Consider the following 25824-nt stretch of genomic DNA (forward strand, 5'->3'; position numbering starts at 1 on the left):
TTCGTGCCTCGTGGCGGTGATATCGAACGTAATGGCCGCCCCTGCGGATAATGAAAATATCCGTCAGCGATGAGGCCGCGACCGGCTACGCACCCACGCCGCCGCCCACGCCGAAGGTCGTGCTTTCGCGGATTCACTGCTTTTAAAGGATGCTGATATGCAAAGAGTTCTACTGACCACGTTTGCCCTTATCACCACGCTGCCACTCGCCGTACAGGCGGCTCAGGACGAGAGTCGTGAACTTCGCCTGATCACTCCGCCCTGGCCCGGCGTGACGGTCAAAAGTGAAATCCTTTCTCAACTGATCGAACCGCTGGGCTACCGCGCCACGACTCAAGAACTGAGCTCGACGGTGGGGTACAGCACGCTCCAGCAAGGCGACAGCGATGCCTTCCTGGCCGGCTGGCTCCCTGCTCAACAGGAGAGCTACGACGCCGCGATGGCCTCCGGCACGATCGTGGATCTGGGCAACAACGTCGAAGGCGCGCGTATGGGCTTTGCAGTGCCCGGCTACGTCGCCGATGAAGGCATCACCAGCGCCGAGCAGCTGGCCGACCCGGAGGTCGCGGCGCGCTTCGAGCAGCGGATCTACAGCATCGAAAGCGGCTCGACGGTCACCGAGATGATGGAGAGCGCCATCGATCACGATACCTACGGGCTAGCCGGCTGGTCGATCCTCTCCTCCTCCACGCCAGGCATGCTCAGCGAAGTCGCCTCGGCCAACAGCGATGGCCGTTGGATTCTGTTTTACGGCTGGACGCCCCACTGGATGGTGCCGGCGTACGACGTTCGCATTCTCGACGACCCCAACGGCGTCTTCGGCGATCGCAACGGCGACAACGACGTCAAAACCATCGTCGCCAAGGACTATGTCGATGCCAACCCCAACATGACGCGCCTGCTCGATCAGTTCGCCTTCACCGCCGAGGAGCAGAGCGCCTTCATTAGCGCCTACAGCCAACAAGAGCGCGAGCTGGAGGATGTCGCTCGCCAGTGGCTGGCGGATCACCCGGAGCGGGTGGCCACCTTCCTCGAAGGCGTCACGACGTTCGATGGAGAAGACGCCCAAACCATCCTGGAGAGCAGCCAATGAGCGCGAACACCATGAACGAACAGGCCATTCGCGAAGATCTCGCCGCGGCGTACCAGCTCGTTGCGCTGGAGGGCATGGACGACGGTATTGAGACACATATCTCGGCGCGCCTGCCAAACGATCGCTTTCTTCTCAACGCCTACGGGCTGCGCTTCGACGAAATACGCGCCGACAACCTGGTGATCGTCGACGCCGGCGGTGAAGTGCTGGACGACCCGACCGGCCTGGGCATCAATCCAGCGGGCTTCACGATCCACAGCGCCCTGCACGAGGCTCGCCCGGAGGTACACTGCGTGCTGCATACCCATACGGTGGCCGGCGTAGCGCTATCGTGTCTCGAGGAGGGTCTTTTACCGCTCAACCAGTGGGCGCTACAGTTCTTCGATCGGCTGAGCTACCACGATTTCGAAGGTATCGCCCTGGATCTCGAAGAGCGCGAGCGGCTGGCCCGCGATCTGGGCCAGAACTCGGCGATGATCCTGCGCCAACACGGTCTGCTGACCTGTGGGCAAAGCGTTGGCGAGGCCTTTTTGCGCATGCGCGACCTGGAGCGCAGCTGCCGTGCGCAGCTGGCCGCCCAGGGCACCGGCCAGGCCTTGATCACGGCCTCCCGGGAGATGGGCGAGTACGTCGCCCAGCAGTACGAGGTCTGGGCGGCAGGCGAGGCGGGCACCGGCCGCGCCTGGCAGGCCGAGCGCCGCCGACTGAAAAGCCGCGAAGGCTAACGCAGCACCTGCCCAGCGTTTTGGCGTCGGGCAAACCCACGCGGCGCCGAAATACGGAAAAATCGCTCGACCACGCTGGCCTCGACGGCGGGCGTGGCAAGCGACACGGCGACGAACATCGGCAGGTTGATCAAAAGCCCCCAGAAGCCGGCGTGAATGCCGAGCGGATGCGACCACACCGTGGTGAACGCCACGGTCACCGCGAACCCCGAAAGAATCCCCGCCATGACGCCGAGCTTCGAGGCGCGCGGCCAGAAGAACATGCCGATGAACGCCGGCAATACCTGAGAGGCAAACCCCAGCCCCACCAGCAGGATCATCACCAGACTCCCCGGCTCGGCGATCGCCAGCGGCGCGATGATCAGCGCCATCACCGGCAGCAGCAGCCAACGCGCGAGTTTGGCCGTGAACGCATCCGAGAGCTTGAACAACGGCTGCAGCACGTCCTTGGTCGCGGAGAGCGCCACCGAGTGAATGAACGGCTCGCTCGAGGACATCGAAGCCGCCAGCGTACCGGCGCCTAAAAGGCCCACCAGCAGCACCGGCAGGTTCGCCATGGCGTACTCCAGCACCACGGTATCGGCGCGCTCGAGCTCCGGCAGCGAGTAGATACCGATGAACCCGACCACCACCACAGGCAGGATCACCACGTAGTAGGTCGGAAGCCAGGTCGCGCTACGGCGAATGGTGCGCGCCGAGGAGGCACACATCCACTGCGTCCACACCGGCGGCATGAACGAAAACATCGACACGATGATCGAGGTGGTCCAGAAGCTGAAGCTCATGTCACCCTTGGCGCCGGGCAGCGTCAGAAACTCGGCGTGGTCTTGCTGGATGCGCGTGAACACCGCGGACATGTCGAACCCGCCGGTGGCGCTGTGCACCGCCCAGAGCCCCACCGCCCAGGCGACCACCAGCATCAACGCGCCCTGAAAGGCGTTGGTGCGCCCGATCGCCCGCTGGCCGCTGATATAGAGATACACCGCGATACAGGAAAGCACGATGATTACCCCAAGCCATACGGGGATGGCGCCACCGCTCATCACGAACAGAATATAGGCCGACCCCACGGTCTGGAGCACCGCGACGGCGATCGACCCCACCGCCATCACCAGCGATGCCAGCGCGCCGAGTGCCGGGCTCTGGTAGCGATCCGCAATCGCGCTTGCCTGAGTGACGTGGCCAAACTGCGCGCCGAACTGCCACACCTTGGGCCCGAAATACCAGGCCACTAGCGCCAGATAAGCCAGATACACCGCCACGTAGAACACCGCCACGCCCTTTGAGTAGGCCCAGCCCGGCGCGCCCATGAAGGTGTAAGCACTCACACTGCCTGCCGCGATCAGCAGATACAGCGTGACCGGCCCCATGCTTCGCCCGGCCACGCCCCACTGCTCCAGTGTATCCATACGGTGCCCGGCACGAGCCTTGAGCCCAATGATCATGGCAATGGCCACGTACCCTAACGTTATGATGAGCGGCCAGGAACTATTCATGCCCATCCCTCTCGACGAGTCGGTTGCCGACGAGCATTACGCCCACGCAGGAAAAGATGACCACATAGCTCCAGACGATCATCAGCGGCAGACCGAACACCAGTGCTGCCTGGTTGATAAAGCCGATGACCGGCCAGGTGCCGGCCAGCACCAGCACGATAAATGCAGCAAGAAGGCCCCACCCCGCGCGTGAGGTGGGTAATACGAAAAGACGACGCATGGCAATTCTCTTGGGATTGTTGGGAGACAGGTCATTTTTCATGATTCAAGCGGCACGCGTATCCAGCTTCGGCCAACGCACGGGTAACGCCAGCTCGGTTTCCAGTTGGTAGGCCAGTTTCAATACTCCGTGGTCGTTAAACCGGGGGCCGATCAACTGTACGCCGATAGGCATCTCGTCCTCGCTATAGCCCGCATTGAGTGAAAGCGCCGGCTGCTCGCCCATGTTCCAGGGCACGGTGTAGGCGATGTGCTCGAAGGGACGGCGCGGGTCGTCGGTCGGCGAAGCCCACTCGGCGGGAAATGAGACGTTGGGTGTAGTAGGCGAAATCACGAAATCCACCTGTTCGAAGATGGCCTCGCTTTCGCGGCGCATTGCCATTGTCTGCTGAAAGCCACTCACCACATCCAGCGCGCTCGACTCCTTCGCACCACGAGCCCATTCGATAATCGCGGGCAGAACCCGGGCGCGCTCCTCGTCACTCAGTTTTTCGAGCTCGCCTTGCTGGCGCGCCTGCCAGAAGCGATCCAGACCATCGAGCATCTCGCGTGTTAGTACGGGAGCCACGGGCACCAGCGTTGCGCCGCGAGCTTCCAGACGCTGGGCGGCGAAGGTCACCGCCGCCTCGATGTCCGGTTCGAGCGCCAATCCGCAGCCCGCATCCAGCATCACGCCGATACGCAGACCGTTCATATCAAGCGTCAGATCCTGCCAGTCGATGCGCTCCGGCGGCAGGCGCATGGCATCGCGGCGATCGGTCCGGCTCAAGGTTGGCATCACCAGTGCGGCGTCCTCGACACAGCGCACCATGGGACCGGCGCAGCGGCCAACGTAATAAGGGTCGATCGGAATACGACCAAGGGTCGGCTTGAAGCCCACGACCCCACACCAGGCGGCGGGCAGGCGCACCGAGCCACCGATATCAGTGCCGATGTGCACAGGCCCGAATCCGGCCGCTGCTGCCGCACCGGCGCCGGAGCTGGAACCACCGGTATTACAATTCAAATCCCAAGGATTACGGGTAAGGCCGTGAAACGAGGAGAGCCCCGACGAGAGCATGCCAAAATCCGGGCAGGTAGTTTTGCCAAGCAGTACCGCATTGGCTTCGTCCAAGCGCGCGGCGGGAGGCGCGTCCGCCGCCGCCGGGGTCTGGTCACCCAGCCCCGTCCCAACGGGAACGGGCTGGCCTCGAGTGGCCACCAGTTCCTTCAGCGTCACCGGGACGCCATCGAGCGCCCCTAGGCTTTCGCCTTTCGACCAGCGGGCAGTGGAAGCCTTGGCAGCGTCGAGAAAGCGCTCCGGCGAATAGGCGTAAAGCGCGTTAATTTGTCCTTCGTGGCGCTCAATATGAGCAACCAGATCCTTGGCCACCTCGTCGGGGGAGAATGCCTTGTTTCGGTAGCCATCCAGCAGCTGGGTCGCCGTCAATTGATGAAGCTCGAACATGCCGTCGTCCTTTGCGTTGTTATCGACGCTTTTAGAATGGCGTTAGTCAGCGCTACATACTATTTCAATTTTAATGTCAGCGTGTCCACTTTTTGTGTGCACTTTTAACGAGGCGAGCTGTCATGAGCCTGCAAGGCCTTGGCCAGCAGCGAAAGACACGCTTCGACGGCGAAGCTTCGAGTGCGGTGACGAAAGACACAGAGATCCATACGCGCCGGTTCGAGCTCGTCCGGAGCGAGAGGAATGCTCTTGAGTTCACCGTTTCGACACTCACGGGCCACCGCCATGGGCGGGAGAATGAGTACGCCAGCCCCGTTCAGGGCCAGCGCCTTTTGGGTCTCGAGCGACGCGGTATCGAAGGTAGGCATGAGTTTGATGCCCGCCCGATGAGCACTTCGCTCGAACGCCTGACGCGCTCCAAAGGTTTCACCCGGCAAGATGATACGGTGCTCGGCAAGTGCTTCGAGCGTCACCTCGCAAGCGGCGGCCAATGGATGCTCTGGTGCCATGACCGCATGGTGCTCCAGGCGCACACTCTCCAGAACAAGAATATCCTCGTGGCGCGGCATGAAAAATGACAGGCCGATATCCGCAGTACCCAAGCGTAGACTCTCGACCATCTGCCCGGCGCTGGCGATGCCGATATCGAAATTAAGCCTAGGATGACGCGCAGCCATGTCGGCCAGCGCTGGAGCAAGTAGCCCCGCCACCACGCCCTCGGCCACTTGCAAACGCACTCGCCCGGTACGTAAGCCCTTGAGGTCGGCAATATGCTCCTGGACGCGCTCCAGATCGCGCAGTGTGTGCTGTGCCTGGGCGGCCAATAGCTCTCCCGCCGCAGTCAGGCTGATACCGTTGGGCCCTCGCTCCAGTAGCGGCGCGCCCATCTGATGCTCCAGCAGATCGATCTGGCGGCTGATCGCTGTAGGTGCGATGTGCAGCTTGGCCGCCGCCTGGCGTAGCGAGCGACACCGCGCGACGGTATCGAAGTAGTGAAGCGCGCGGCCGCTGATCATTGGACCGTCTCGCTGACGCACTTCGCCATGAGCGTGACCTGCTCGCCGAGATACGTCACCTCCTCGAAGGCGCGCCAACCCAGGCGGTGGTAAAGTGCCTGTTGATCCGGCGTGTAGAGATAGCCGCACTCGAAGCCGTTCGATAAAGCCTCCTGCTCGACCCGTGCGACCAGCCGTGAGGCGATCCCACGGCCACGCTGGTTCGGCAAGACGAACACCGACGCAAGCCAGGGGCCAAGCTCGGGCCGGGTCGACATGTCGTCCGCGATCAAGCTCGCCGTGCCCACCGCCGCCCCCTTTTCCAGCGCCACGAAGATCGACGGCACCCCGCCCTCACCGCACTCTGAACGCACGAACGCGATCTGCTTTTCGAGGGTCTGGCCGGGGTGCAGGTGCCCCCAGGCCTCGAAGGTCCAGGTCGCCACCAACGTGACGTGTGGGCTGTCAGCGCGAAGGCGTTCGATGGTGAAGGTATCCGTCATGGGTCGTCCTGGTGGTGCATGAAAACGGGTTCGCGGTCTAGGTGTTCTGCCGAACGAACTCCACGCTCTGCGGATGCTGCGCGCAGTAAAAGAGGTAGATGAGCCCGACCGCCCCCCAATCCAGGTTCGCCTCGCCTTCAGAGTCGATCTGGGCGAAAAACGTCATGGACGCCTGGCAATGGGGGCAATCGGGCACGTGCTCGCCCTGAAGGTAGAGCGGGTAACCGCCCTGCCAGCTTTTCAAATCATCGATACAGCCTGCCCGCGTCACTGCCTGATCAAAAGCCTGCCAGGGGCTTTCCGGGTCGAGCTCGCAACAAAGCCCTTCGGCTTCAGGGCTTTGGGTATCGAGCCCTTCCCAGCCGGGTAGCGAGCGCACCGTTTGGTGCGTAATCCGACACGGCGTGATGGCGTTGCGATCGGCGCCGGGTGGCGCCAGTCGAATCTGCTTATAGCCTTGCGGCGCGGTGAACCACTGCGCGTGCCAGAGCCCACGGTCGCGTGGGTCGTCGCCCGCGGGCAGGCAGTCAAAGCAGTAGTGAAAGACGAGCAGCGCGCTCGTCGTCTCATCAAAAAGTTGGAAAACGAAGGTGAGCGGTTGGGTGCAAAGCTTGCATACGGGCCACGTCGCCCCCGATTCAAAGTAGGGCAAACCGCCGAACTTGCTGACCGGCAATGGCACCCACGCCTCGGGGTCGGCGTGGGGCGTAAGCAGCATGGCCTCTTTAATCAGCGGGGCAAGCAGCGCGTCGAGTCGGTCTTCCATGAAGCGATTCCTTTATCGATGGGAGGACTCTAACCCAAAACCCGCCAAGCGATAAGCGCCGCTCTACCTTGACACCCTATCCTGAGGCCCTATCGTGACGCCCTCAACGCTCACTCATACTTTCCTACGATCAATGGGTAAGCTCGCTTGCACGCTTGGCGTGCTAGGCTCCCACAAACCGTGATCCGAGAACCCCATCGCATGCCATTTTCCTTCGCGCTCCCGCGTCCTCGGCGATTGCACCGACTGACGCTCGCAACGACTGGCCCACGGGTGTTTGCCTTTCTTCACGCGTTTGGCCTCACGGTGTGGATTGCGCAGGTGGAGGGAACACAGTGGCAGCTGGTACTGCCCGGCGTCGTGCTGCTGATTTGGCCGGGGATCGCCTACTGGCATGCCACACTTGCCAAAAACACCAAACGTGCCGAGTTCAATAACCTGCTTGTCGATACGCTGCTGTTTGGCCTCTGGTGCAGCGTGCTGGATTTCTATGTGCTGGGCACCATCACCATCGGACTAGCCTGCTTGTTGAACAATCTCGTGGTGGGCGGGCCACGCCGCATGCTGCTCTCGGCGCTGGTATTTACCTTTTCAGCGCTGGTCGGCGCGCTGGTCACCGGTCCGGACTTTCGGCCCTACGTCAATGTCCGGGTCGACATCTATCAATGGGCGGGCGCCGTGGGCTATTTCATGGTGATGGGCCGCGTCACCTATCAGCAAAATCGTCAGATAGGTCGCAACATGCGCGCCATCGAGATGCAGAATCGCCTCTTTCAAACCCTGCTCGACTTGACCCTGCTCAGTCATCACACGACGACGATTGACGCCTTGCTCGATCAATTTCTCGATCATTTGCGCACCCATTTCCCGGACTACGGGTTCGCCGTGATCCTTCATGAGCGCGCGCGTCCGGCTACCGATTCGTTCGCGGCCACCGCAAACTTGACGGCCGACGATCGAAAGCAGCTAACGACCCTGACCGAGAACCTTTCGGCAGAAAAAACAGGCCGAGCCATCGTTCGCCAACGCGATGATGGCGCCACGCTCTATCTCACGCCCATGGATCACCGCTCCGGCCTTTACCTGGGCTGGCTCATCGTCAAGGCCCCCGAGGAGAACAGCGGGCTCGAGCAGATTTTGCCGCTGTTCGCCGACCAACTGGCCGGCGCCACCGAAAACAAGCTGCTTCAGCTCGAGCTCACCCGGCTTGCCGAACGCGATGCCCTCACAAACCTCTACAATCGCGGCTTTTTCGATTCGGCACTGCACGCCTGTATCGCCAACAAGGAACGCTTGGCCGGCGCCGACTTTGCCGTGATCGTGATGGATATCGACCGCCTGAAAGAGGCAAACGACCGCTATGGCCACGAGGCAGGCGACGCGCTGATTACCTGCGTTGCCCAGCATCTGCAGGCGTGCACCCGAGAGAGCGACATCCTCGCTCGTTACGGTGGCGATGAGTTCACGTTCTTGCTGCCAGCGACAAACCACGACGCGGCTCAAGCGTTGCTCGAGCGCATTCGCGCTCACCTCGTCGACCAATACTGCGTGATCAACCTTCCCACCGGGCCGCATCGCCTCGCCCTTGGGCTTAGCCTGGGGTGCGCCTGTTCAAGTGAAGCCCCCTCTCAGGAAGTACTGGCGGTGGCCGACGAACGCATGTATGACGATAAGCGCTCGAACCGAGAGCGCCTTGATGATTGATACGCCATCGGTTGGGCACTAGTGACCGCCGGGTTTACGGTGTCAAGAGCGCGACGTGTTTTACTCGTTACCAAAAGGGCCGGCTGAACCGCCAACCGGGCGCTGCCCCCAAAGATCGGCATGCACGAGCGACTCGATCGGCAGCCTGGAGCGCCAGCCCTTCGCCTCCAGCTCCGGCGTTTCCAGAAACTCGCTGACGTAGCCAAGGCAAAGATAGGCCAGCGGATAGACGTGCTCGGGCAGGCACAGTACGCCGCCAAGCTCGATGGGGTCGATGATGCTCACCCAGCCAACGCCAATACCCTCGGCCCGGGCGGCGAGCCACAGGTTCTGCACCGCCAGACAGGTGCTGAACAGATCGGTGTCGATCACGCTATCGCGGCCCAGCACATGGTCACCGCCACGGCGACGATCGCAGGTGATGCACACATTGAGCGGGCTTTCGAGAATGCCCTGCAGCTTCAGGCTGCGATAAAGCGCCTGGCGCTCGCCGGAAAAGCGCTCGGCGCCTGCCGCATTGGCCGCATCGAACAGCGCAAGCACGTTCTCGCGCACCTCACGGCTTTCGATAACGATGAAATCCCAGGGCTGCATGAAGCCCACCGACGGCGCGTGGTGAGCCGCTTCCAATAAGCGTGTGAGCACGGCATCCGGGATCGGGTCGGGCAGAAACTGTGCGCGAACGTCGCGGCGCTCGAAAATGGCGCGGTAGACCCCGGCGCGCTCGGCCTCACTAAAGCGGTGGCGTGAGTCGCTCATGGGGCAGGCTTGAGCATCTCGATATGGGGGATGCCATCCTCGTCGAACGGCTCACTGACCGTTTCGAAACCGAGCGAGGCATAAAAGCCCTCGAGATGCGCCTGGGCGCCGATGCGAATGCCGCGCCCCTGGTAGGTGGCTTCAGTAAAGCGAATCGCTTCCGCCATCAGGGCACGCCCCAGCGCCTGTCCGCGAAAGGCCCGAACCGTCATTACCCGGCCAATGGAAGGCTCATCGAACTTCTCTTCCGGCCCAACCACACGAACGTAGGCCGCAAGCGCGCCATCGACGGTCGCGCGCAGGTGCCAGGCCAACGGGTCGAGCGCGTCCACTTCCTGGTAGGCGCAAGCCTGCTCGACCACGAACACCGCCTCGCGGGCGCGGGCGATCTCGTGGAAATCCCGGGCGCTGAGCTCATCGATGCGTGCCCAGTTGAAGTGTAGCGACATAACGTCTGGTCCTTTCAGTCACGGCGTTCAAAGCCCGGGAGTATAGCGCGAACTCGCTACGCCCCAAACGGCGCTGCCGTCTGGCGCTACTGGCGATCATCGCATGAGCCGCACGTGGTTGCCTCTCCAGCGCTCTGTCAATTAACATCAATTATCATTAACGTTGGTGTCCCTGCCTCAGCCGTGGATGGATCATGTCGAATCGTTTTCTGCTCAAGCGTTTGCGCGCCGTCGCTGCGTTTCTCTTCGTCAGCGTTTTATGGAGTACCGTCACCGTGGCACAGCAGCGCGACCCGGCCCAGACGATCGGGCACACCGTTTTCGACGAGCCCGAAGGTGCCTATCGATTCGAGCGCTTCACGGTCGAGAATACCGACTCCCAAACGCGCTATCGCGTCACCCTGGGCATTCCTGCCGCCAGCGCACCGGCATCAAACTACCCCGCCTTTTGGATGCTCGATGGCAACGCCGCGCTGATGGAGTTCGATGCCGCCCTGCTCGACGCACTCGGTGAGCGCCCGGCGCCGCCAGTGCTGGTGTTCGTGGGTTACGATAACGACCTGCGCATCGACCGCCGACGTGTACACGACTACACCTTCATTGAGGACGGCGACCAGGGCGGCGGCGCCAACGCCCTGCTGGAGGTCATCGAGGAGCGCATTCGCCCGGCCATCGCGCAGTATGCAACGACCGACCCACAGCAGCAGACGCTATGGGGCCACTCCCTGGGCGGGCTTTTCACCCTGACGACGCTGTTCACCCGCCCCGACGCTTTTGACACCTACGCCGCGGGCAGCCCGTCGCTATGGTGGGCCGAAGGCGCGCTTCTCGATGGCCCGGAGCAGGCCTTCATCGCCAATCACGAAGACGCCTCGGCCCGGGTGCTGCTGAGCCTGGGCGGCGACGAGCGCCGCCGCGACACCTCTCACCGCGACATGAACGACCCACGCGTACGCGAGCACCTGCGTCGCGTGACCAGCGTGCCCGCAGATACCGTCGAAACGCTGGCCGAGCGCCTCGACGTTATGTCCGGCGTCACGGCCACCTACCGCGAATTTAACGGCATGAACCACGGCCAGACCTTTCGCGCCTCCCTGATGGATGCGCTGGCCGAAGTAACCGGCGTGCACGATATCGATACCGTTCACGCGTCTGCTCGAGAGCCCTCGCGCTGAGGTGAGAAAGACCGCGCTAGCCGGAATGGAACCGCGTCCAGCCCCAAAGCAGCAGTAGCGCGAAGACGATCCAGACCAGAGTGGCGGCGGTCAGCGTGCCGGTCAGGTCGAATCGGTAGCTGGCGTAGTAGATCGCGGCGAGATAGGCCGCGTAGGGAATCAGCGAGCAGAGCCCGAACAGCGCCGTGGTGCGAAGATCCGCCATGCCGCGCTCGCTACCCACGATGTAGTGCGCGATCAGCGCGAAGGTGGGAAACAGCGGTACCAGCCCGGCAATAAAAAAGCTCCTGGTGCGCGACAAAAGCGCAATGAGCAGCACCGCCAGCGCCCCGAGCAGACATTTCAATAAAAGCGCCATTGCGTGTTACCTCGCGTGTTCTCGGGAGCGCTGATCGAGACTTTCCAGCATCTGCTTGAGCAGCGCATCGAGTTCGGCTCGCTGCGCCTCACTCAGCCCGCTCACCAATGCCTGCTGCGTTTCGACGTGGGCGGTCACGGCGTCGTCGATCAGCGCAAAGCCTGCCTTCGAGAGCGAAATCAGAAAGCCGCGCCCGTCCTCGGGATTTTTCACCCGCTCGATGAGCCCGGCTTTTTCGAGCTGCTGTAGGCGGTGGGTCATGGTGCCGGAGGTCACCATGGTAGAGGCCATCAAGGCGCTTGGCGACAGCGCGAAGGGCGGGCCTTCGCGCCGGAGCGTGGCGAGCACGTCAAAGCTCGACTCGCTCAGCCCAAACGGCTCCCAGGTGTGCTCCATGGCACGCATTAGTACCTGGTTGAGCCGCTTGAGGCGGCCAAGCGTGCCCATCGGCGCCACGTTCAGCTCCGGACGCTGGCGCTGCCACTGCAGAAGTATTTTATCGACATGATCCATGGCGTCGAGCTTACGACTTTTTACCTTGACGTCAAGATAAAAAGCCGAATATCTTGATATCAAGATACTTGAACAGGAAGTCGTCATGCCGCCCGTCCGCCGCGTTTTTAACGATAAGGCCTTCGCCTCAAGGCGTCTCGCCCCGCTTCTCTATCTGCTCGCCGGTGGGGCACTGCTGGGCCTTTCCACCAACCTGGCCAAGCAGGCCGGCGAAATGGCGCTGTCGCCGCTGGCGTTTCTGTTCTGGTCGCTGGCCGAGGCGGCGCTGATTCTGCTGGCGCTGGCCGCCGGGCGGGGCCGGCTGCCGCCGGTCAACGCCCGCACGCTCGAGTACTACACGGTGTCGGCGCTGGTCGGCGTGGCGGGCTCCAACCTGCTGTTCTTCTCGGCCATTGCCCATATCGGTGCCGGTTTCGTGGCGCTAATCATCACCCTGCCGCCGCTTTTGACCTATCTCGGCGCGCTGGCGCTGAAGATCGAGCGTTTTCAGCCAAGCCGCGGCCTGGGCGTGCTCACCGCGCTCGCCGGGGCACTCATTCTCGCCGCGCACAAGATCGCCGCCCCGCAGGCCGACGTTCACTGGATATTGCTTTCACTACTCGGCCCGGTGCTGCTGGCGATTGGCAATCTTTACCGCACGCTGCGCTGGCCGCCAGGCGTTGCCGGCGAAACCCTGGCGCCGGGCATGCTGGTGGCCGCGGTGGTGCTTTTGCTGGGCGTGAGCTTGCTGCCCGACTTTTCGCTTGCGGTGCCCCAGCTTCGCCTCGAATTGATCTCACTGATCGGCCTGCAGGCGGTGGTTTTTGCCGGGCAGTTCCTGCTGCTCTTTTTACTACAGAAAAGCGGCGGCCCGGTGCTTCTGAGCCTGCTGGGGTCGGTAGGGGCACTTTTCGGCGTGCCGGTGGCGATATTCATACAGGGCGAAAGCGCCCCGGAGGGGTTGCTCCTGGGCGGGCTTTTGATCGCCATCGGGATCGCCCTGCTCAACCTGGACAAGGTTCGCCAGAAAACCTGAGGCGTTAATCAGAAGGGCGCATTCAAAACGCCCGGTCGAGCCGCTTTTCCATCGTGTGAGCGCCGGCCTCGGTGGTGACGACGCCAAACCCCAGCCGGCGATAAAGCGCCACCGCCGGATTGAGAGTGAAGACCCGCAATCGCAGCGTAGCACTACCGGCCCGTCGGGCCCGGATTTCGGCAAAGCCGATGGCGGCGGTGCCCAGCCCCTGGCTTCGCCATGCCGAGGCGATTTGCAGCTCACGGATAGTACAGACGTTCGAAGCAGGATCGAGGCACAAAAGCCCTACCGGGGAACCCTCTACCAGAAGCTGATAGCTTTCCATCTCGCGCCACTGACGCGCGAACAGGGCATCATCCCAGTGCATACCCAGTGCATCGAAATAGCCGGCCATGTTGCGCCGAATGAGATCGGCGGCGAACGCTTTGTCGCTGGTTCGTCGAAAGTACGGTGTCATTCCGATATTTCCAAAACGTTTTGTCGACTTCGGTACGCGGCTTTCACGCGGTGATTGGCTACAACAACCTGATGAAACCTCAAGCGCGACTACGTTATAATGAGTGCTACGAATCAAGGAGGCCCCATGCAAACACTCTCCTGGGAAACCAAGCGGCGTTATAACGCTGAAGTCCGGCGCACCAACTATCAGTCCAGCATGGCGCTCGAAGGCATTACGGTCGACCCTCGCACGTCGCGGCTTACCAAAGCCGACGTGATCGCCAAATATACGAAAACTCAAAAACGCTGATGGATAAGTACGGTACCGGTCAGGATCCCTACTGTTACCCTGGTACTGACGTATTAAGAAACAAGTTGAATATCGATGAGGCGGCCACGCTCGAAGAAGCCGAACGCGACCTATCGATGATCAACGCCGCCAGTATTGAGCTCGAACCACCGCCTTTTGACCTCGCCTATCTGCAGCGCCTGCATTCTCGACTTTTTGATGATCTTTATGACTGGGCAGGAGAGCTGAGGTCCATCGATATTGCAAAGGGAGACACGCGCTTCTGTCACGTTCCTTTTATAGCGCCCGAATCCGAAAAACTCTTCAGGAAACTGGCAGCGCAAACGTACTTCACTCAACTGGATAAGAGCGCTCTCGTGGCTACCTGCGCCGAACTGTACGGGGATTTGAATGCCATTCACCCTTTTCGCGAAGGTAACGGACGTACTCAGCGGCTCTTTTTCGAGCATCTGATTATCAACTGTGGTTACCGTATTTCCTGGGCAGGTGTCGAACGAGCGACATGGATAAAGACAAATATCGCAGCCATGGCGTGCGAGTACGAGGCTTTGGCCGCAATATTCGAAAGCTGTATCGGGCCGCCGCTTAAGGATTGATACGCAAGCGTTTTCCTTTACTTCCTCTACCCCAGCTGAAACGGATACACCGACCCCATTTCGAGCAGTTTTGTAAGCTCATCGAGGGCGGCGAGCGACTCGCGAGCAAGCTGCGGGTCGGCCAGATCCTTTGGTGCCAGCCGGTCGCGGTAGTGGCGCTCGACCCAAGCGGTGAGATCCTCGAACAGCGCCGGCGTGAGCAGCGCCCGCGCCTTGATGGCCTCGCGCTCGGCGCTCGTGAGCGCCACCCGCAGGCGCAGGCAGGCGGGGCCGCCGCCGTTTTGCATGCTCTGCTTGACGTCCTTGACGAGCACTTCACTAATCGGGTTGTAGCCCGCGAGAATCAGATCCTGGATCACGCGCCACACCGTGTCGTTCTCCTGACACTCGCCAGGTACCACCAGCGTCATGCTGCCGTCCGGATTGGAAAGAAGCTGCGAGTTGAAGAGATACGAGCCGACGGCGTCGTCAAGACTGATCGCCTCGACCGGCACGCGCACCGGGATCAGGGGCGTGGCCATTTTGGCGCGCAGCGCCTCCAGCGTGCCCTCCTCGTCCAGAAAGGCCAGCTCGTGGTAGAGCAGCACCGGGCCGTTGCCCACGGCGATTACGTCGTTGTGGAACACGCCGGCGTCGATCGCGTCCGGATGCTGCTGGGCGAACACGGTTTGGGCATCGGTAAGCCCGTGCTGACGCGCCACGGCCTGACTCGCCTCCAGCGTTTGCCGGGCCGGATACCGGCGGGGCTCGCGCTCACCGCCAAACGCTTTTCGTCCGTAAACGAACAGGTGCACGCCGGGCTCACCGTGCGCGCCGCAAAGCCGGGTGTGGTTCGCCGCGCCTTCATCAGAAAACGCCGGCGTTGCCGGCAGCGCAGGGTGATGGGCGAAGTGGCGCTCGTCATGAAAAATGGCCTGCAAAACACGGCCGGTGGTGGCGGGCTCGAGAAAGCGATGGAAGCTCGACTGCAGGTTGGCCGGGGTGAACTGCACGCGACCATCCGGCGCATCGAAGCCCGGGGTGACCGTGGCGGCGTTGGCGGTCCACATGCTGGACGCCGAGCACACCGCGCGCAGAAGCTGCGGCGCCTGGTCGGCGGCGCTTGCCAGCACGCGCTCGTCACTGCCGGTAAAGCCGAGCTTTCGCAGTGCGCCGAGGTCCGGGCGCTGCTGGGGGGGAAGCACGCCCTGAGCGTAGCCCGCCTCCATCAGCGATTTCATCTTCAAAAGCCCTTGCAGCGCGCCCTCTTTCGGGTTGGCAGTGAGCCCTCCGTGGCGCTGGGAGGCCAGATTACCGGCGGCCAGGCCCGCGTAGTTGTGCGTCGGGCCGACGAGGCCGTCGAAGTTGACCTCCTGAACGCTTTCATCCACGCGGCTCATAGCGTAATACCCGGCGGCAGCGTTTCCGGCATCTCCAGCGACTCGGCCTCCATCGAGGCGACCGGGTAGGCGCAGTAGTCCGCGGCGTAAAAGGCGCTCGGGCGGTGGTTGCCGCTGTCGCCCACGCCGCCGAAAGGCGCATCGCCCGAGGCACCAGTGGTCTGGCGGTTCCAGTTGACGATGCCGGCGCGAATGCGCAGCAGAAAATCGTCCCAATCGGTTGGGTCGCCGCCGATCAGCCCAGCGGAAAGCCCGTAGCGGGTGTCGTTGGCAAGCGCGAGCGCCTCGTCCCAACTATCAAAGCGGTGAATCTTCAAAAGCGGGCCGAAGTGCTCCTCGTCGGGTACTTTCAGCCCGGTCACGTCGATCAGCGCGGGGCTCACAAGGCTCGTACCCTCTTCAAGGCGCTGCATGCGATTGATCACCCGCCCACCCTGCGCCTCCAGCGCGTCCTGGGCTTTTAGCAGGCCGTCGGCGGCGGCCGGGCTTACGAGCCCGCCATAGAACGGCGCCGGGTTCTCCTCGAACTGCCCGGCCACGTGAAGCGTTTCGATGGCCTTCGAGAGCGCTTCGATCAGCCGGTCGCCGGCCTCGCCGTTGGGCACGATCAGCCGCCGGGCGCAGGTACAGCGCTGGCCGCCGGAGAGAAACGCCGACTGCAAAATGGTCAGCACGGCGGCGCGCTCATCCGACACCTCCTTGACCACCAGCGGGTTGTTGCCGCCAAGCTCGAGCGCAAGGATCTTGTCGAGCTGCCCGGCGAATTGCTGGTGCAGCATCCCCCCGACCTTTGCGCTTCCGGTGAATAGCAGCCCGTCGATGCGCCCATCACCGGCCAGTGCCTGGCCGACCTCGACACCGCCCTGCACCAGGTTGATCACGCCCTCCGGCAGGCCCGCCTCTTGCCAGCACTGCAGCGTTAGATCCGCGGTGAGCGGGGTCTGATCGCTGGGCTTGAAGACCACGGCATTGCCTGCCAGAAGCGCCGGCACGATGTGGCCGTTGGGCAGGTGGCCGGGGAAGTTGTAGGGGCCGAACACGGCCATCACGCCGTGGGGGCGGTGGCGCAGTACGGCCTTCGCACTGCCCACCTCTTTTTCGCGCTGGCCAGTGCGCTCGTCATGCGCCCGGATCGAGAGCGCCACCTTGCCCACCATCGCGCCGGCTTCGGTGCGCGCCTCCCAAAGCGGCTTGCCGGTTTCCGAGGCGATGGCCCAGGCAAGCTCTTCGCTTCTCTGTTTGAGCACCTCGGCGAAGCGCTCGACCAGCGCCAAGCGCTGCTCAAACGGCGTGCGCGCCCAAACGTTGAACGCCGCGCGCGCCGACTCGACGGCCTGGCCGACCTGGGCGGGGCTTGCGGCCTCGCCCTGCCAAAGCGCCTGCCCGCCGACCGGGTCCGTTTTGCTAAAGCGCGCGCCTTCGCCCACACGCCAGCGGCCGTCGATCAGCTGCTGCATCTTTGCGCTTAAGGGTTGTGCGGTCATGACGCCTCCTGAGTGTCGAGTAGTCTGAGCGTGTCGCCGGCGCCGACATCCAGCCGCCGCGCTTCCTCTTCGCTGAGCAAGATCGTGCCGTTATCATCCGGGCCGCGGCCGAGCCAAGCGGCCCGAAACGCGCCGATCGTGGTGGTGGCCGCCAGCCAGCGGCTGACGCTTTGGACGTTTGGGTCGCGCGAGATCTCTACCGAATGGACCTGGGAGGTGCGCACCGCCCGCACATCGTCGATATAGGCCTCCACGGTCGGGCCGCCGTCGAAAATATCGATGTAGCCCTCCCAGCGTAGCCCCTCTTTCTTGAGCATCTCGAGCGCCGGTCGCGTGTCGCGGTGAACCTGGCCGATACAGGCGCGCGCTTTCTCGGACATGAAGGTGGTGTAGATGGGGAATTTCGGCATCAGCTCGCCGATGAAGCTTTTCTGGCCAAGCCCGGTGAGCCGGTCGGCCTCGTTGAAATCCATCGGGAAGAAGTGCTTGCCCAGGCTCTCCCAGAACGGGCTCTGGTGATGTTCGTCGAACACGCCGCGCATCTCCGCCAGCACCTTGTCCGGGAAGCGGTCACGGAACTCGGCGATGAACAGCCAGCGCGCCTTGGAGAGCAGCGCGCCGCAGCGCAAATGCCGGTTGGCCTCGCCGCGGTACTCCGGGCGCACGTAGAGCGAACACACCTCGGCGTCGCCGGTGTGGTCCGAGCTCAAGAAGAGCGTGTCGATGGTGCGGTGCAGATCGAGCTGCACGGACGAATGCGCCAGCGTCCCGAGCCGGTAGTGATAAAACGGCACCTCGCGGCCGACCTGACCTTCGATGGCGCAGCAGCCGGCAAGCTCGCCGGTAGCGTCGTCTTCGAGCACGAAGAAGTAGAGCCGGTCATCGACCGGAGTGCGCTCCTCGAACGCGCTGACGGCGGTCTCGATCTTGCCGGCCAGAAACTCACGATTGTCCGGAAGCGAGGTAAAGCCGACGCCGGTTTGCTGCGCCAGCATCTGGAGACCATCGATATCGCCGCGGGCGATGGGTCGAATGCGCATTACATCTCTCCCTCGTCGAGAACGTCCTGGGCACCAGGTAGTGTCAGCGGCGCCACCAGCACCGCGCGGCCTTCCTCGACGCTAAGCCTTTCGGCGTGCTCGGGGCTGAGCATGAGCTGGCCGGTCGGCGAAAGCGCATAGCGCGCCACCAGGCAGCGAAACGCCGCGCTCTGGTTGGCGATGAGCGCAGGCTCGGCGTCCGGCAGGGTGTGTTCCGGGCGGATACGCACCGGATGCCAGCTGGCCTGGCGAAAGGTTTCCAGCCGCTCGCGCTCGGCCTTGACGATCGGGCCGGCATCGAAGATGTCGACGTGGCGCGAGCGCGCGAAGCCTTCTGCCAGCATCTCCTGCAGCGGGCCTTCGTGGGCCGGGTGCTCGCGGCCGATCGCCGCGCGGGCCTGGGGCGTCAGCAGCGGCAGATACAGCGGAAATTGAGGCATCACCTCGGCGATGAAGCTTTTCGAGCGCAGGCCGGCGATGTGGTTGATCTCCTGGAAGCTGCGCGCGAAGAAATGATTGCCCACGCTCTCCCAGAACGGCGACTGCTGCTGGCTATCGAGATAGCCCGGAAACGCCACCGCCAGAATGTTGGAGAAGCGCTCCGGGTACTGGGCGATGAACAAAAGCCGGGCGCGGCGCAGCAAACTCTCGGCGCTGGTGCCCTGATAGCGCGGGTTCAGCGAGAACGCGCATAGAAGCGTGGCATCCGACACCTCGTGAGAGAGCGCCAGGGTTTGCACTTCACGGCGCACGTTGAGCTGCTGGGAGGCGTGGATCAGCGTCTCCTGGCGATAGGTATAGTAGGCATCCGTCGCCCCGGCCTGGGCGCGAATGGTAGCGGTGCCCAGCACCCGCTCGGCCTCGCGCTCGGCGCCGGTGTCCTCCAGCACGAACATGTAGTGTTCGTCGCCGGGAAACTCTGCCTCACGGGCAAACGCCTCGAGCGAGCGCGCGATACGCTCTTCAAGGCGCGCCCGGTTGGCCGGCAGGTTGGTTAGCCGTGGCACCGCGTTCTCGGCCAGCGCCATCAGCGCGTCGAGATCCGTCATCGCCACCGGGCGCACGATTCGCATACTCAGCCTCCCTGCCGTCAGGGCCTGCTCGGCCCGGTTCATGAATGCGCGACGAGACGTTTGATCGCACGCTCCAACCGCGCCATGGCCTCCTCGATATCCGCCTCGGGAATCACCAGCGACGGCGCCAAACGCAGCACGTTGGGCCCGGCGATCAGCGCCATCAGCCCCTCTTCGATGGCCAGCGGCAGGATGTCCTTGGCACGCCCCTCGAAGGCATCGCTCATCTGCGCGCCCATCAACAGACCCATGCCGCGGATCTCCTTGAACACGCCGTACTTCTCGTTGATCGCCTCCAGGTGCTTGCGAAAGAGCTGGTGACGCGCCTGGACGCCGTCGAGCACTTCCGGGGTATCGATCACTTCGAGAGCGGCGAGTGCGACCGCCGAGCCCAAGGCGTTACCGCCGTAGGTCGAGCCGTGGGTGCCGAAACCCAATGAGGCGCCGATGTTATCGGTGGTCAGCATGGCCGCCATGGGGAAGCCGCCGCCCAGGGATTTGGCGGTGGTCAGAATGTCTGGCGTCACCCCAAAGTGCTGGTAGGCGTAGAGCTTGCCGCTGCGCCCGACGCCGGTTTGCACCTCATCGAAAATCAATAGTGCCTGGTGCTCGTCGCACAGCGCGCGAAGGCCTTCGAGAAACGCCTGGGTGGCGGGAATGATGCCGCCTTCGCCCTGCATCGGCTCGACCATCACCGCACAGGTGTCGTCGTCGATCAGCGCGCGCACGCTCTCCAGGTCGTTGTACTCAGCGTGCTGGATGGCGCCGGGCACCGGGCCGAAGCCTTCGGAGTATTTGGGCTGGCCGCCAACGGTGACGGTGAAGAGCGTGCGGCCGTGAAACGACTGGCGAAAGGAGATGATCTTGTCCTTTTGCTTGCCGAAATGATCGAACGCGTAGCGCCGAGCCAGCTTCAGCGCGGCCTCGTTGGCCTCGCCGCCGGAGGAGCAGAGATAGACCTTCTCGGCGAAGGTGCTGTCGACCAGCTTGCGGGCAAGCGCCAAGGCCGGCTCGTTGGTATAGATGTTGGAGAGGTGCCAGAGCTTTTCACCCTGCTCCTTGAGCGCGCCGACCAGCGCCGGGTGGCAGTGGCCGAGCGCATTGACGGCGATGCCGCCGGCCAGGTCGATGTACTCACGCCCTTCCTGATCCCACAGGCGGCTGCCCTCGCCGCGCACCGGCACCACCTGCTGCGGCGCGTAATTGGGCGTCATGTAGGTGTCGAAATCCTGACGGCTGGGCGTGTGGCTCATGTGACTCTCCGGTTACGGGCAAAAGAGTTCCAGTATACGCAGCCCGTCACGTTTCACACTTTCACGATTGAGACGGTTAATTATGTAAAGCGGCAGTAGCCGGTACGAGACTCACTCACGACGCAACGCTTTTACAAGGGTGCCGGAACGCGTGCAGGAAGGAGTGCCTGAAAGAGCGCCGGCTTGATTTTCCACCCTCAGCGACCATAGTGATTAACGCGATGATTAGCCGGCTAACACGACGGCCCAAGCCGTTTTGACGACCCATCCAGGAGAAACGTATGCAGATCGATTTGAGCGGTAAACGCGCGGTGATCACGGGCTCTACCGGCGGCATTGGCTACGCGATCGCCAGGGGGCTCGCCGCGGCGGGCGCCAGCGTCGTGGTGACCGGGCGCAGCAAGGAGCGGATCGACCAGGCGCTCGAAACGCTCGGGCGCGACGTCGAAAACGCCAACGCCACCGGCGTGGCGGTGGATTTGAGCACCGCGGACGGCTGCCAGAAACTGATCGAGCGCGTGCCGGAGGCCGACATCCTGATCAACAACGTCGGTATCTTCGAAGCCGGCGACTTTTTTGATACCGACGACGACACCTGGCAGCGCTTTTTCGACACCAACGTGATGAGCGCGGTGCGTCTGTCGCGCCACTACGCCCGCGGCATGCGCGAGCGCAACTGGGGCCGGATCCAGTTCATCTCCAGCGAGTCGGCGCTGAACATCCCCACCGAGATGGTCCACTACGGTATGACCAAGGCCGCACTGCAGTCCGTGTCGCGCGGGCTCGCCAAGGTGCTCACCGGCACACGGGTCACGGTGAATGCCATTCTGCCCGGCCCGACCCGCTCGGAAAGCGTCAATGCCATGATCGAAGAGCAGGCGCGCGAGAAAGATATATCGATCGAGGAGGCGGAGGCGCGCTTTATCGACGAAAACCGGCCCTCGTCGATCATTCACCGGCTCGCCGAGACCGACGAAGTCGCGAATCTGTGCGTCTACGTTGCCTCCGAGCAAGCCAGCGCCACCACCGGTGCGGCGCTGCGGGTCGAAGGCGGTATCGTGGATACCATGGCCTAGGCGCTGTACGAGACGTCACGTGGGGCGCGTCAGGTCAATCGCTCTTCCCGGGGCGTCAGGCCGAAGTGGTTGCGGTAGGCGGTCGAGAAGTGCGCCCCGGAAGAAAACCCCACGGCCAGCGCGATCTCACCGATCGGCTGGTCGCTTTCACGCAGCCGCGAGCGCCCGGCCTGCAGGCGCAAATCCAGGTAGTAGCGGCTCGGTACCGCCTGCAGGTATTTCTTGAACAGCCGTTCGAGCTGGCGGCGCGAGACGCCCAGATGCTCGGCGAGCTCCAGCGTCGAAAACGGCTCTTCGATGTTCGCCTCCATCAGCGCCACCGCGTCCACCAGGCTTTGCGGCGCGTGGCCCAGGCGGCTTCGAAGCGGCACGTGCTGGGGCTCGTCGGCGGTACGCACGCGCTCGTAGGCGAACTGCTCGGAAACCCGCTGGGCAAGCTCGGCCCCCAGCTCGCGGCGAATCAGCGTTAGCGTCATATCGAGCGCGGCGGTGCCGCCGGCCGCACTCAGGCGGTCGCGGTCGATCTCGAACAGGGTCTGGGTGAAGGTGACCGCCGGGTAGGCCTGAGAGAGCGCGGCAAAGCGCTGCCAGGGAAGCGTCGCCCGGTAACCGTCCAAAAGCCCACAGCGCGCCAGCACCTCGCTTCCACCGGCAAGCCCCCCCAGCGCCGTTTTTGAAGGGAGCGTGCGCAGCCACCCTACCAGCGCCGCGCCGAGCGGATAGGGCAGCGGCGAAGGCGCGGCGATGAACACGCAATCAAAGGCCTCTGCACCGTCGCCGAGCCCGAACTCGACATCGGCGCTGAGGGCGGCGGCGCTGCGCACGCTGCCTTTTTCAAGGCCGAGCGAGACTACCTGATAGCGGCTCTGGCCGCTGAGCTGATTGGCCAGCAGCAGCGGCTCGACCAGGCAAGCGTGAGAGAGCAGAGAGAAGCCGGGCAGCAGCAGCACGCCGAATCGCTTCGGAGTGGACGAAGGAGCATCGATAGGTGACGCGTGCGCCATGAAAACGACCGGTTGAAAACAAAGGGATATCTTAACCAATAACGCTTGGGGAATCAGTGCGGCTTTGTAAGAAAAGCGGCCAACGCAAACAGGGCAAGGGGGAAGCCCCTTGCCCTGTGCGTTTTAGCGCCCGCGAAAGCTTGCCACGAACGTGGCGCCTTACTGGCCGCGGTTCGGATGGTTGGCGAGCTCGCCCACCTGCATGTCGCCGTCGACCTGGCTGTAGTTGTCCTCGTTGTACTCCTCGGTCGCGGACTCGATTTCGTCGCTACCGTAGGTGGTTTGCATCACCAGCTGGTCGTCTTCGAGATTGATCTCCTGCAGCGCCAGCGCCACATCGGTGGCACCGAAGCCCCAGAAGCCGCCAATGGAGACGACGGCGTAAAGGTCGCCGGAGTCGTTGTGCTCGACCACGTTATCGACCTCGCCGATCTCCTCGCCTTCCTGATTGACTACCGTCATGCCTTCGACATCGCTGATCGTCAGCGACATCAGGCCGCCCTGGGTGTCGTTTTCGGCGAGCGTTTCGTCAGGCTCGAGGTTGTCCGGATCTTCCATGGCGTTCGGGCTACGGCCCTGGTTGCCGTCCATCTGGCCGTCGCTGTCGTCAGCGGCCTCTTCGGTCATGGACTCCTCCGCCGCCATGGCTTCCTCGGTCGTAGCGTCGTCGGAGTTGGTTGAGGGCGGGCTCTCCATCTGGCCGTCGCTTTCGGTATCGTCTACCGCGTCGGCCTGGGCGTCAGCGTCGCTACTCATGTCAGCATCGCTGCCCTGGTCATCGCTCATCTGGCCCTGGCTTTCGTTGTCGGCGCCGGAGGCGCTACCGGTGCCGCTGTCGGTGTCCGCATTGGCGTCGGGCTCGGCCGCCGTCCCCATGTCGGTATCCGCTTCCATGTCGGTATCGGTATCCGTGTCAGTATCGGCGTCCATATCGGTATCGCCGCTTTGCACGTCGCTACCGTCGGTGTCGTCTTCGGTGCTGGTCTGGCTTTGCGCCCCCTGCGCGCCTTGGGCAGCCGCTCCTGACGTCTGTTGCTGCTCGTTGGAACCGCCGGACGCCGCCGGACTCTCTTCTTCGGCCAGGGCGCCAAACGACGTGCCCGCGCAGATCGCGGCGATGGCGACCGCCAGTGCTGTCCGTTTCATGGGGTGACTCCTTGTAGTTGATCGACTCTATTGAAGCTAGTGAGCAAAGCCGCGATACGCAATTTATTTTGCGCCCGCACGGTCAACGGCATCGGGAGACGTTTGGGTCTGGCTGAAAGGGCTGTTTGAAAGAGTCTGGCTGGAACGTCGGTGCGGGTCACTTACCGACCAGTATGCCCGCAATAATGAACAGTGCGAGCGCCACGGCAAGTACGGAAACGACGATGGGCAGGAGTTTATAAAATCCTTTGGGGGAGCGCCTTGCTTCGGGCTGTCGATGAGCGGGCATCTGCGGCGCCCGTTCAGGTTGGCGCTGGCCCATTACGTGCTCTTTCTCTTGTTTGGGCGTTTTACTTTCGCGGGTATCCATGGCCTCGCCTCTTGAGCGGGCGCCCGGGACGGGCGCCCGCCCTCACAGGCTTCGAGCCTTTTTGAAAAGCGCCGTTAAAGCGAGACGACGTCGAAATCGACCTCCGGGTCGACGTCGGCGTCGTAGTCGACGTCCTCACGCTCGAAGCCGAACAGTTTCAGGAATTCGTGCTTGTAACCAGCATAGTCGGTAATCTCGAAAAGGTTGTCGCTGGTGACTTCCGGCCACAGATCCTGACACGCCTTCTGGACGTCGTCGCGTAGCTCCCAGTCGTCCAGACGAAAACGCCCCATCTCGTCGAGCCCCTGGGCACTCTTGTCTTCGGCGTAGAGGCGCTCGCCGAACAGGCGGTTGAGCTGGTCGATGGTGCCTTCGTGCAGGCCCTGCTCTTTCATGATGCGATACACCATGGCGATATAGAGCGGCATGACCGGAATGGCCGCACTCGCCTGTGTCACCACAGACTTAAGCACTGCCACGTTCGCCTGGCCGCCGGTCTCACCCAGCTTGGCGTCGATGGCCGTGGCCGCGCGGTCCAGATCCTCTTTTGCCTTGCCAAGCGCGCCGTGCCAGTAGATCGGCCAGGTGATCTCGGTGCCGATGTAGCTGAACGCCACGCTTTTCGCCCCCGGGGCCAGCACATCGGCATCCGCCAGGGCGTTCATCCAGAGCTCCCAGTCCTCGCCGCCCATCACGGTGATGGTGTCATCGATCTCGGCCTGGGTCGCGGGCTCGACTTCGGCTTCGATGATGGTGTCCTTGTTGGTGTCGATCGCCGTGGCGCGGTAGGTCTCGCCGATCGGCTTAAGGCTGGAGCGCTTGAGCTCGCCGGTATCCGGCAGCTTACGTACGGGTGATGCCAGTGAGTAGACCACCAGATCCACCTGCCCCATGTCCTGCTTGATCAGCTCGATGGCTTTCTCGCGGGCTTCATGAGAGAAGGCATCGCCGTTGATCGCCTTGCTGTAGAGGCCTTCCTGCTTGGCGAACTTGTCGAACGCGGCGCTGTTGTACCAGCCGGCGGTGCCGGGCTTTTTCTCGGTGCCGGGCTTTTCGAAAAACACGCCCAGCGTGTCGGCGCCATAGCCAAAGGCGGCGGTGACGCGCGCCGCCAGGCCGTAACCGCTGGAGGCGCCGATCACGAGCACCTTTTTCGGGCCTTGGCGCTTGTCCAGACCGCGGGCTCTGGTCGCCTCGATCTGTTCACGCACGTTTTGCTCGCAGCCCTTGGGGTGCGTGGTGGTGCAGATAAAGCCGCGTACTTTGGGTTTGATAATCACTGGGATCTCCTTATCGAAAATCGGGGTTCATCGACGGGCAGGCCCGTGGCGTTGGCGCCCATTCTAGCGGGCCGAGGCGACGCTGTCCGCACTTGAGCCTGGCGGGTTTTCGCGTCAGGATACTCAGGTGAACGTATCAGGCCCTGTAAGGGCCGATG

At 63.1% G+C, this 25824-nt stretch carries 28 protein-coding genes; 8 read left to right on the plus strand and 20 right to left on the minus strand.

Annotated elements, in window-relative coordinates; all coding sequences use genetic code 11:
* The first annotated feature begins 157 nt into the window (after positions 1-157).
* Complete coding sequence (locus OCT39_RS11910) at positions 158-1093, plus strand: glycine betaine ABC transporter substrate-binding protein (protein WP_263584681.1); 936 nt, start codon at positions 158-160, stop codon at positions 1091-1093.
* Entirely contained in the window at positions 1090-1818 is a 729-nt protein-coding gene (locus tag OCT39_RS11915) for a class II aldolase/adducin family protein (RefSeq protein WP_263584682.1), read from the plus strand. The genes OCT39_RS11910 and OCT39_RS11915 overlap by 4 nt, the downstream gene beginning before the upstream one ends.
* On the opposite strand, the gene OCT39_RS11920 is transcribed toward OCT39_RS11915, so the two are convergent.
* From OCT39_RS11920 to OCT39_RS11945, 6 genes are all read right to left on the minus strand, one after another.
* A complete protein-coding gene (locus OCT39_RS11920; RefSeq protein WP_263584683.1) occupies positions 1815-3314 on the minus strand; it encodes a sodium:solute symporter family protein in 1500 nt (499 codons plus the stop codon). The two genes, OCT39_RS11915 and OCT39_RS11920, sit on opposite strands and share 4 nt — an antisense overlap.
* A complete protein-coding gene (locus OCT39_RS11925) occupies positions 3307-3534 on the minus strand; it encodes a hypothetical protein (protein WP_263584684.1) in 228 nt (75 codons plus the stop codon). Before OCT39_RS11925 ends, OCT39_RS11920 begins: the two co-directional genes overlap by 8 nt.
* A 45-nt stretch (positions 3535-3579) precedes the next feature.
* Positions 3580-4980: an amidase gene (locus tag OCT39_RS11930; RefSeq protein WP_263584685.1), complete on the minus strand. Its 1401-nt coding sequence runs from the start codon at positions 4978-4980 to the stop codon at positions 3580-3582.
* 104 nt (positions 4981-5084) lie between these two features.
* A complete protein-coding gene (locus tag OCT39_RS11935; RefSeq protein ID WP_263584686.1) occupies positions 5085-5996 on the minus strand; it encodes a LysR family transcriptional regulator in 912 nt (303 codons plus the stop codon).
* The gene (locus tag OCT39_RS11940) at positions 5993-6478 is read right to left on the minus strand and encodes a GNAT family N-acetyltransferase (RefSeq protein ID WP_263584687.1); all 486 of its coding nucleotides are present in this window, start codon (positions 6476-6478) and stop codon (positions 5993-5995) included. The genes OCT39_RS11935 and OCT39_RS11940 overlap by 4 nt, the downstream gene beginning before the upstream one ends.
* 37 nt (positions 6479-6515) lie before the next feature.
* Positions 6516-7244, minus strand: coding sequence for a YwqG family protein (locus OCT39_RS11945; protein ID WP_263584688.1), 729 nt, complete (start codon positions 7242-7244; stop codon positions 6516-6518).
* Positions 7245-7391: 147 nt separating this feature from the next.
* Here OCT39_RS11945 and OCT39_RS11950 point away from each other — a divergent pair, with 147 nt between their 5' ends.
* A complete protein-coding gene (locus OCT39_RS11950; RefSeq protein ID WP_263584689.1) occupies positions 7392-8948 on the plus strand; it encodes a GGDEF domain-containing protein in 1557 nt (518 codons plus the stop codon).
* Positions 8949-9008: 60 nt separating this feature from the next.
* Here OCT39_RS11950 and bluB read toward each other — a convergent pair whose 3' ends face one another.
* Entirely contained in the window at positions 9009-9707 is a 699-nt protein-coding gene (bluB, locus tag OCT39_RS11955) for a 5,6-dimethylbenzimidazole synthase (RefSeq protein ID WP_263584690.1), read from the minus strand.
* Positions 9704-10156 (minus strand): GNAT family N-acetyltransferase, encoded by a 453-nt coding sequence (locus OCT39_RS11960; protein ID WP_263584691.1) that lies wholly within the window; start codon positions 10154-10156, stop codon positions 9704-9706. The genes bluB and OCT39_RS11960 overlap by 4 nt, the downstream gene beginning before the upstream one ends.
* Positions 10157-10350: 194 nt before the next feature.
* On the opposite strand from OCT39_RS11960, the gene OCT39_RS11965 reads away from it, so the two are divergent.
* Complete coding sequence (locus OCT39_RS11965) at positions 10351-11331, plus strand: alpha/beta hydrolase (RefSeq protein WP_263584692.1); 981 nt, start codon at positions 10351-10353, stop codon at positions 11329-11331.
* A gap of 16 nt (positions 11332-11347) precedes the next feature.
* On the opposite strand, the gene OCT39_RS11970 is transcribed toward OCT39_RS11965, so the two are convergent.
* Entirely contained in the window at positions 11348-11689 is a 342-nt protein-coding gene (locus tag OCT39_RS11970) for a GlpM family protein (RefSeq protein WP_263584693.1), read from the minus strand.
* 6 nt (positions 11690-11695) lie between these two features.
* A complete protein-coding gene (locus OCT39_RS11975; protein ID WP_263584694.1) occupies positions 11696-12202 on the minus strand; it encodes a MarR family winged helix-turn-helix transcriptional regulator in 507 nt (168 codons plus the stop codon).
* Between the two features lie 85 nt (positions 12203-12287).
* Here OCT39_RS11975 and OCT39_RS11980 point away from each other — a divergent pair, with 85 nt between their 5' ends.
* Positions 12288-13217, plus strand: coding sequence for an EamA family transporter (locus tag OCT39_RS11980; protein ID WP_263584695.1), 930 nt, complete (start codon positions 12288-12290; stop codon positions 13215-13217).
* A 22-nt stretch (positions 13218-13239) separates the two neighbouring features.
* Here OCT39_RS11980 and OCT39_RS11985 read toward each other — a convergent pair whose 3' ends face one another.
* Positions 13240-13674, minus strand: a complete 435-nt coding sequence (locus OCT39_RS11985) for a GNAT family N-acetyltransferase (RefSeq protein ID WP_263584696.1) — start codon at positions 13672-13674, stop codon at positions 13240-13242.
* A gap of 126 nt (positions 13675-13800) precedes the next feature.
* Between OCT39_RS11985 and OCT39_RS11990 the strand changes: the two genes are divergently transcribed.
* Positions 13801-13965, plus strand: coding sequence for a YhfG family protein (locus tag OCT39_RS11990; RefSeq protein ID WP_263584697.1), 165 nt, complete (start codon positions 13801-13803; stop codon positions 13963-13965).
* Complete coding sequence (locus OCT39_RS11995; RefSeq protein WP_263584698.1) at positions 13965-14561, plus strand: putative adenosine monophosphate-protein transferase Fic; 597 nt, start codon at positions 13965-13967, stop codon at positions 14559-14561. Before OCT39_RS11990 ends, OCT39_RS11995 begins: the two co-directional genes overlap by 1 nt.
* Positions 14562-14587: 26 nt before the next feature.
* Here the strand turns inward: OCT39_RS11995 and astB are convergent, their stop codons facing one another.
* From astB to OCT39_RS12020, 5 genes are read right to left on the minus strand one after another with little or no spacing between them, the layout of a single operon-like run.
* The gene (gene astB, locus OCT39_RS12000; RefSeq protein WP_263584699.1) at positions 14588-15940 is read right to left on the minus strand and encodes an N-succinylarginine dihydrolase; all 1353 of its coding nucleotides are present in this window, start codon (positions 15938-15940) and stop codon (positions 14588-14590) included.
* Positions 15937-17424, minus strand: a complete 1488-nt coding sequence (gene astD / locus OCT39_RS12005; protein ID WP_263584700.1) for a succinylglutamate-semialdehyde dehydrogenase — start codon at positions 17422-17424, stop codon at positions 15937-15939. The genes astB and astD overlap by 4 nt, the downstream gene beginning before the upstream one ends.
* The gene (astA, locus tag OCT39_RS12010; RefSeq protein ID WP_263584701.1) at positions 17421-18464 is read right to left on the minus strand and encodes an arginine N-succinyltransferase; all 1044 of its coding nucleotides are present in this window, start codon (positions 18462-18464) and stop codon (positions 17421-17423) included. Before astA ends, astD begins: the two co-directional genes overlap by 4 nt.
* Positions 18464-19537, minus strand: coding sequence for an arginine N-succinyltransferase (locus OCT39_RS12015; RefSeq protein WP_263584702.1), 1074 nt, complete (start codon positions 19535-19537; stop codon positions 18464-18466). Before OCT39_RS12015 ends, astA begins: the two co-directional genes overlap by 1 nt.
* A gap of 38 nt (positions 19538-19575) precedes the next feature.
* The gene (locus OCT39_RS12020; protein WP_263584703.1) at positions 19576-20790 is read right to left on the minus strand and encodes an aspartate aminotransferase family protein; all 1215 of its coding nucleotides are present in this window, start codon (positions 20788-20790) and stop codon (positions 19576-19578) included.
* A gap of 281 nt (positions 20791-21071) precedes the next feature.
* Between OCT39_RS12020 and OCT39_RS12025 the strand changes: the two genes are divergently transcribed.
* Positions 21072-21866, plus strand: coding sequence for an SDR family NAD(P)-dependent oxidoreductase (locus tag OCT39_RS12025; protein ID WP_263584704.1), 795 nt, complete (start codon positions 21072-21074; stop codon positions 21864-21866).
* A 29-nt stretch (positions 21867-21895) separates the two neighbouring features.
* On the opposite strand, the gene OCT39_RS12030 is transcribed toward OCT39_RS12025, so the two are convergent.
* From OCT39_RS12030 to fabV, 4 genes are all read right to left on the minus strand, one after another.
* Positions 21896-22870: a GlxA family transcriptional regulator gene (locus tag OCT39_RS12030; protein WP_263584705.1), complete on the minus strand. Its 975-nt coding sequence runs from the start codon at positions 22868-22870 to the stop codon at positions 21896-21898.
* 159 nt (positions 22871-23029) lie between these two features.
* Positions 23030-24016, minus strand: coding sequence for a PRC-barrel domain-containing protein (locus tag OCT39_RS12035; RefSeq protein ID WP_263584706.1), 987 nt, complete (start codon positions 24014-24016; stop codon positions 23030-23032).
* A 157-nt stretch (positions 24017-24173) separates the two neighbouring features.
* Entirely contained in the window at positions 24174-24386 is a 213-nt protein-coding gene (locus OCT39_RS12040; protein ID WP_263584707.1) for a hypothetical protein, read from the minus strand.
* Between the two features lie 74 nt (positions 24387-24460).
* On the minus strand, positions 24461-25666 hold the full coding sequence (gene fabV / locus OCT39_RS12045; RefSeq protein WP_263584708.1) for an enoyl-ACP reductase FabV: 1206 nt from the start codon (positions 25664-25666) through the stop codon (positions 24461-24463).
* Between the last annotated feature and the right edge of the window lie 158 nt (positions 25667-25824).

It is taken from the genome of Halomonas sp. GD1P12 (genome assembly GCF_025725645.1).
GTDB lineage: Bacteria > Pseudomonadota > Gammaproteobacteria > Pseudomonadales > Halomonadaceae > Vreelandella.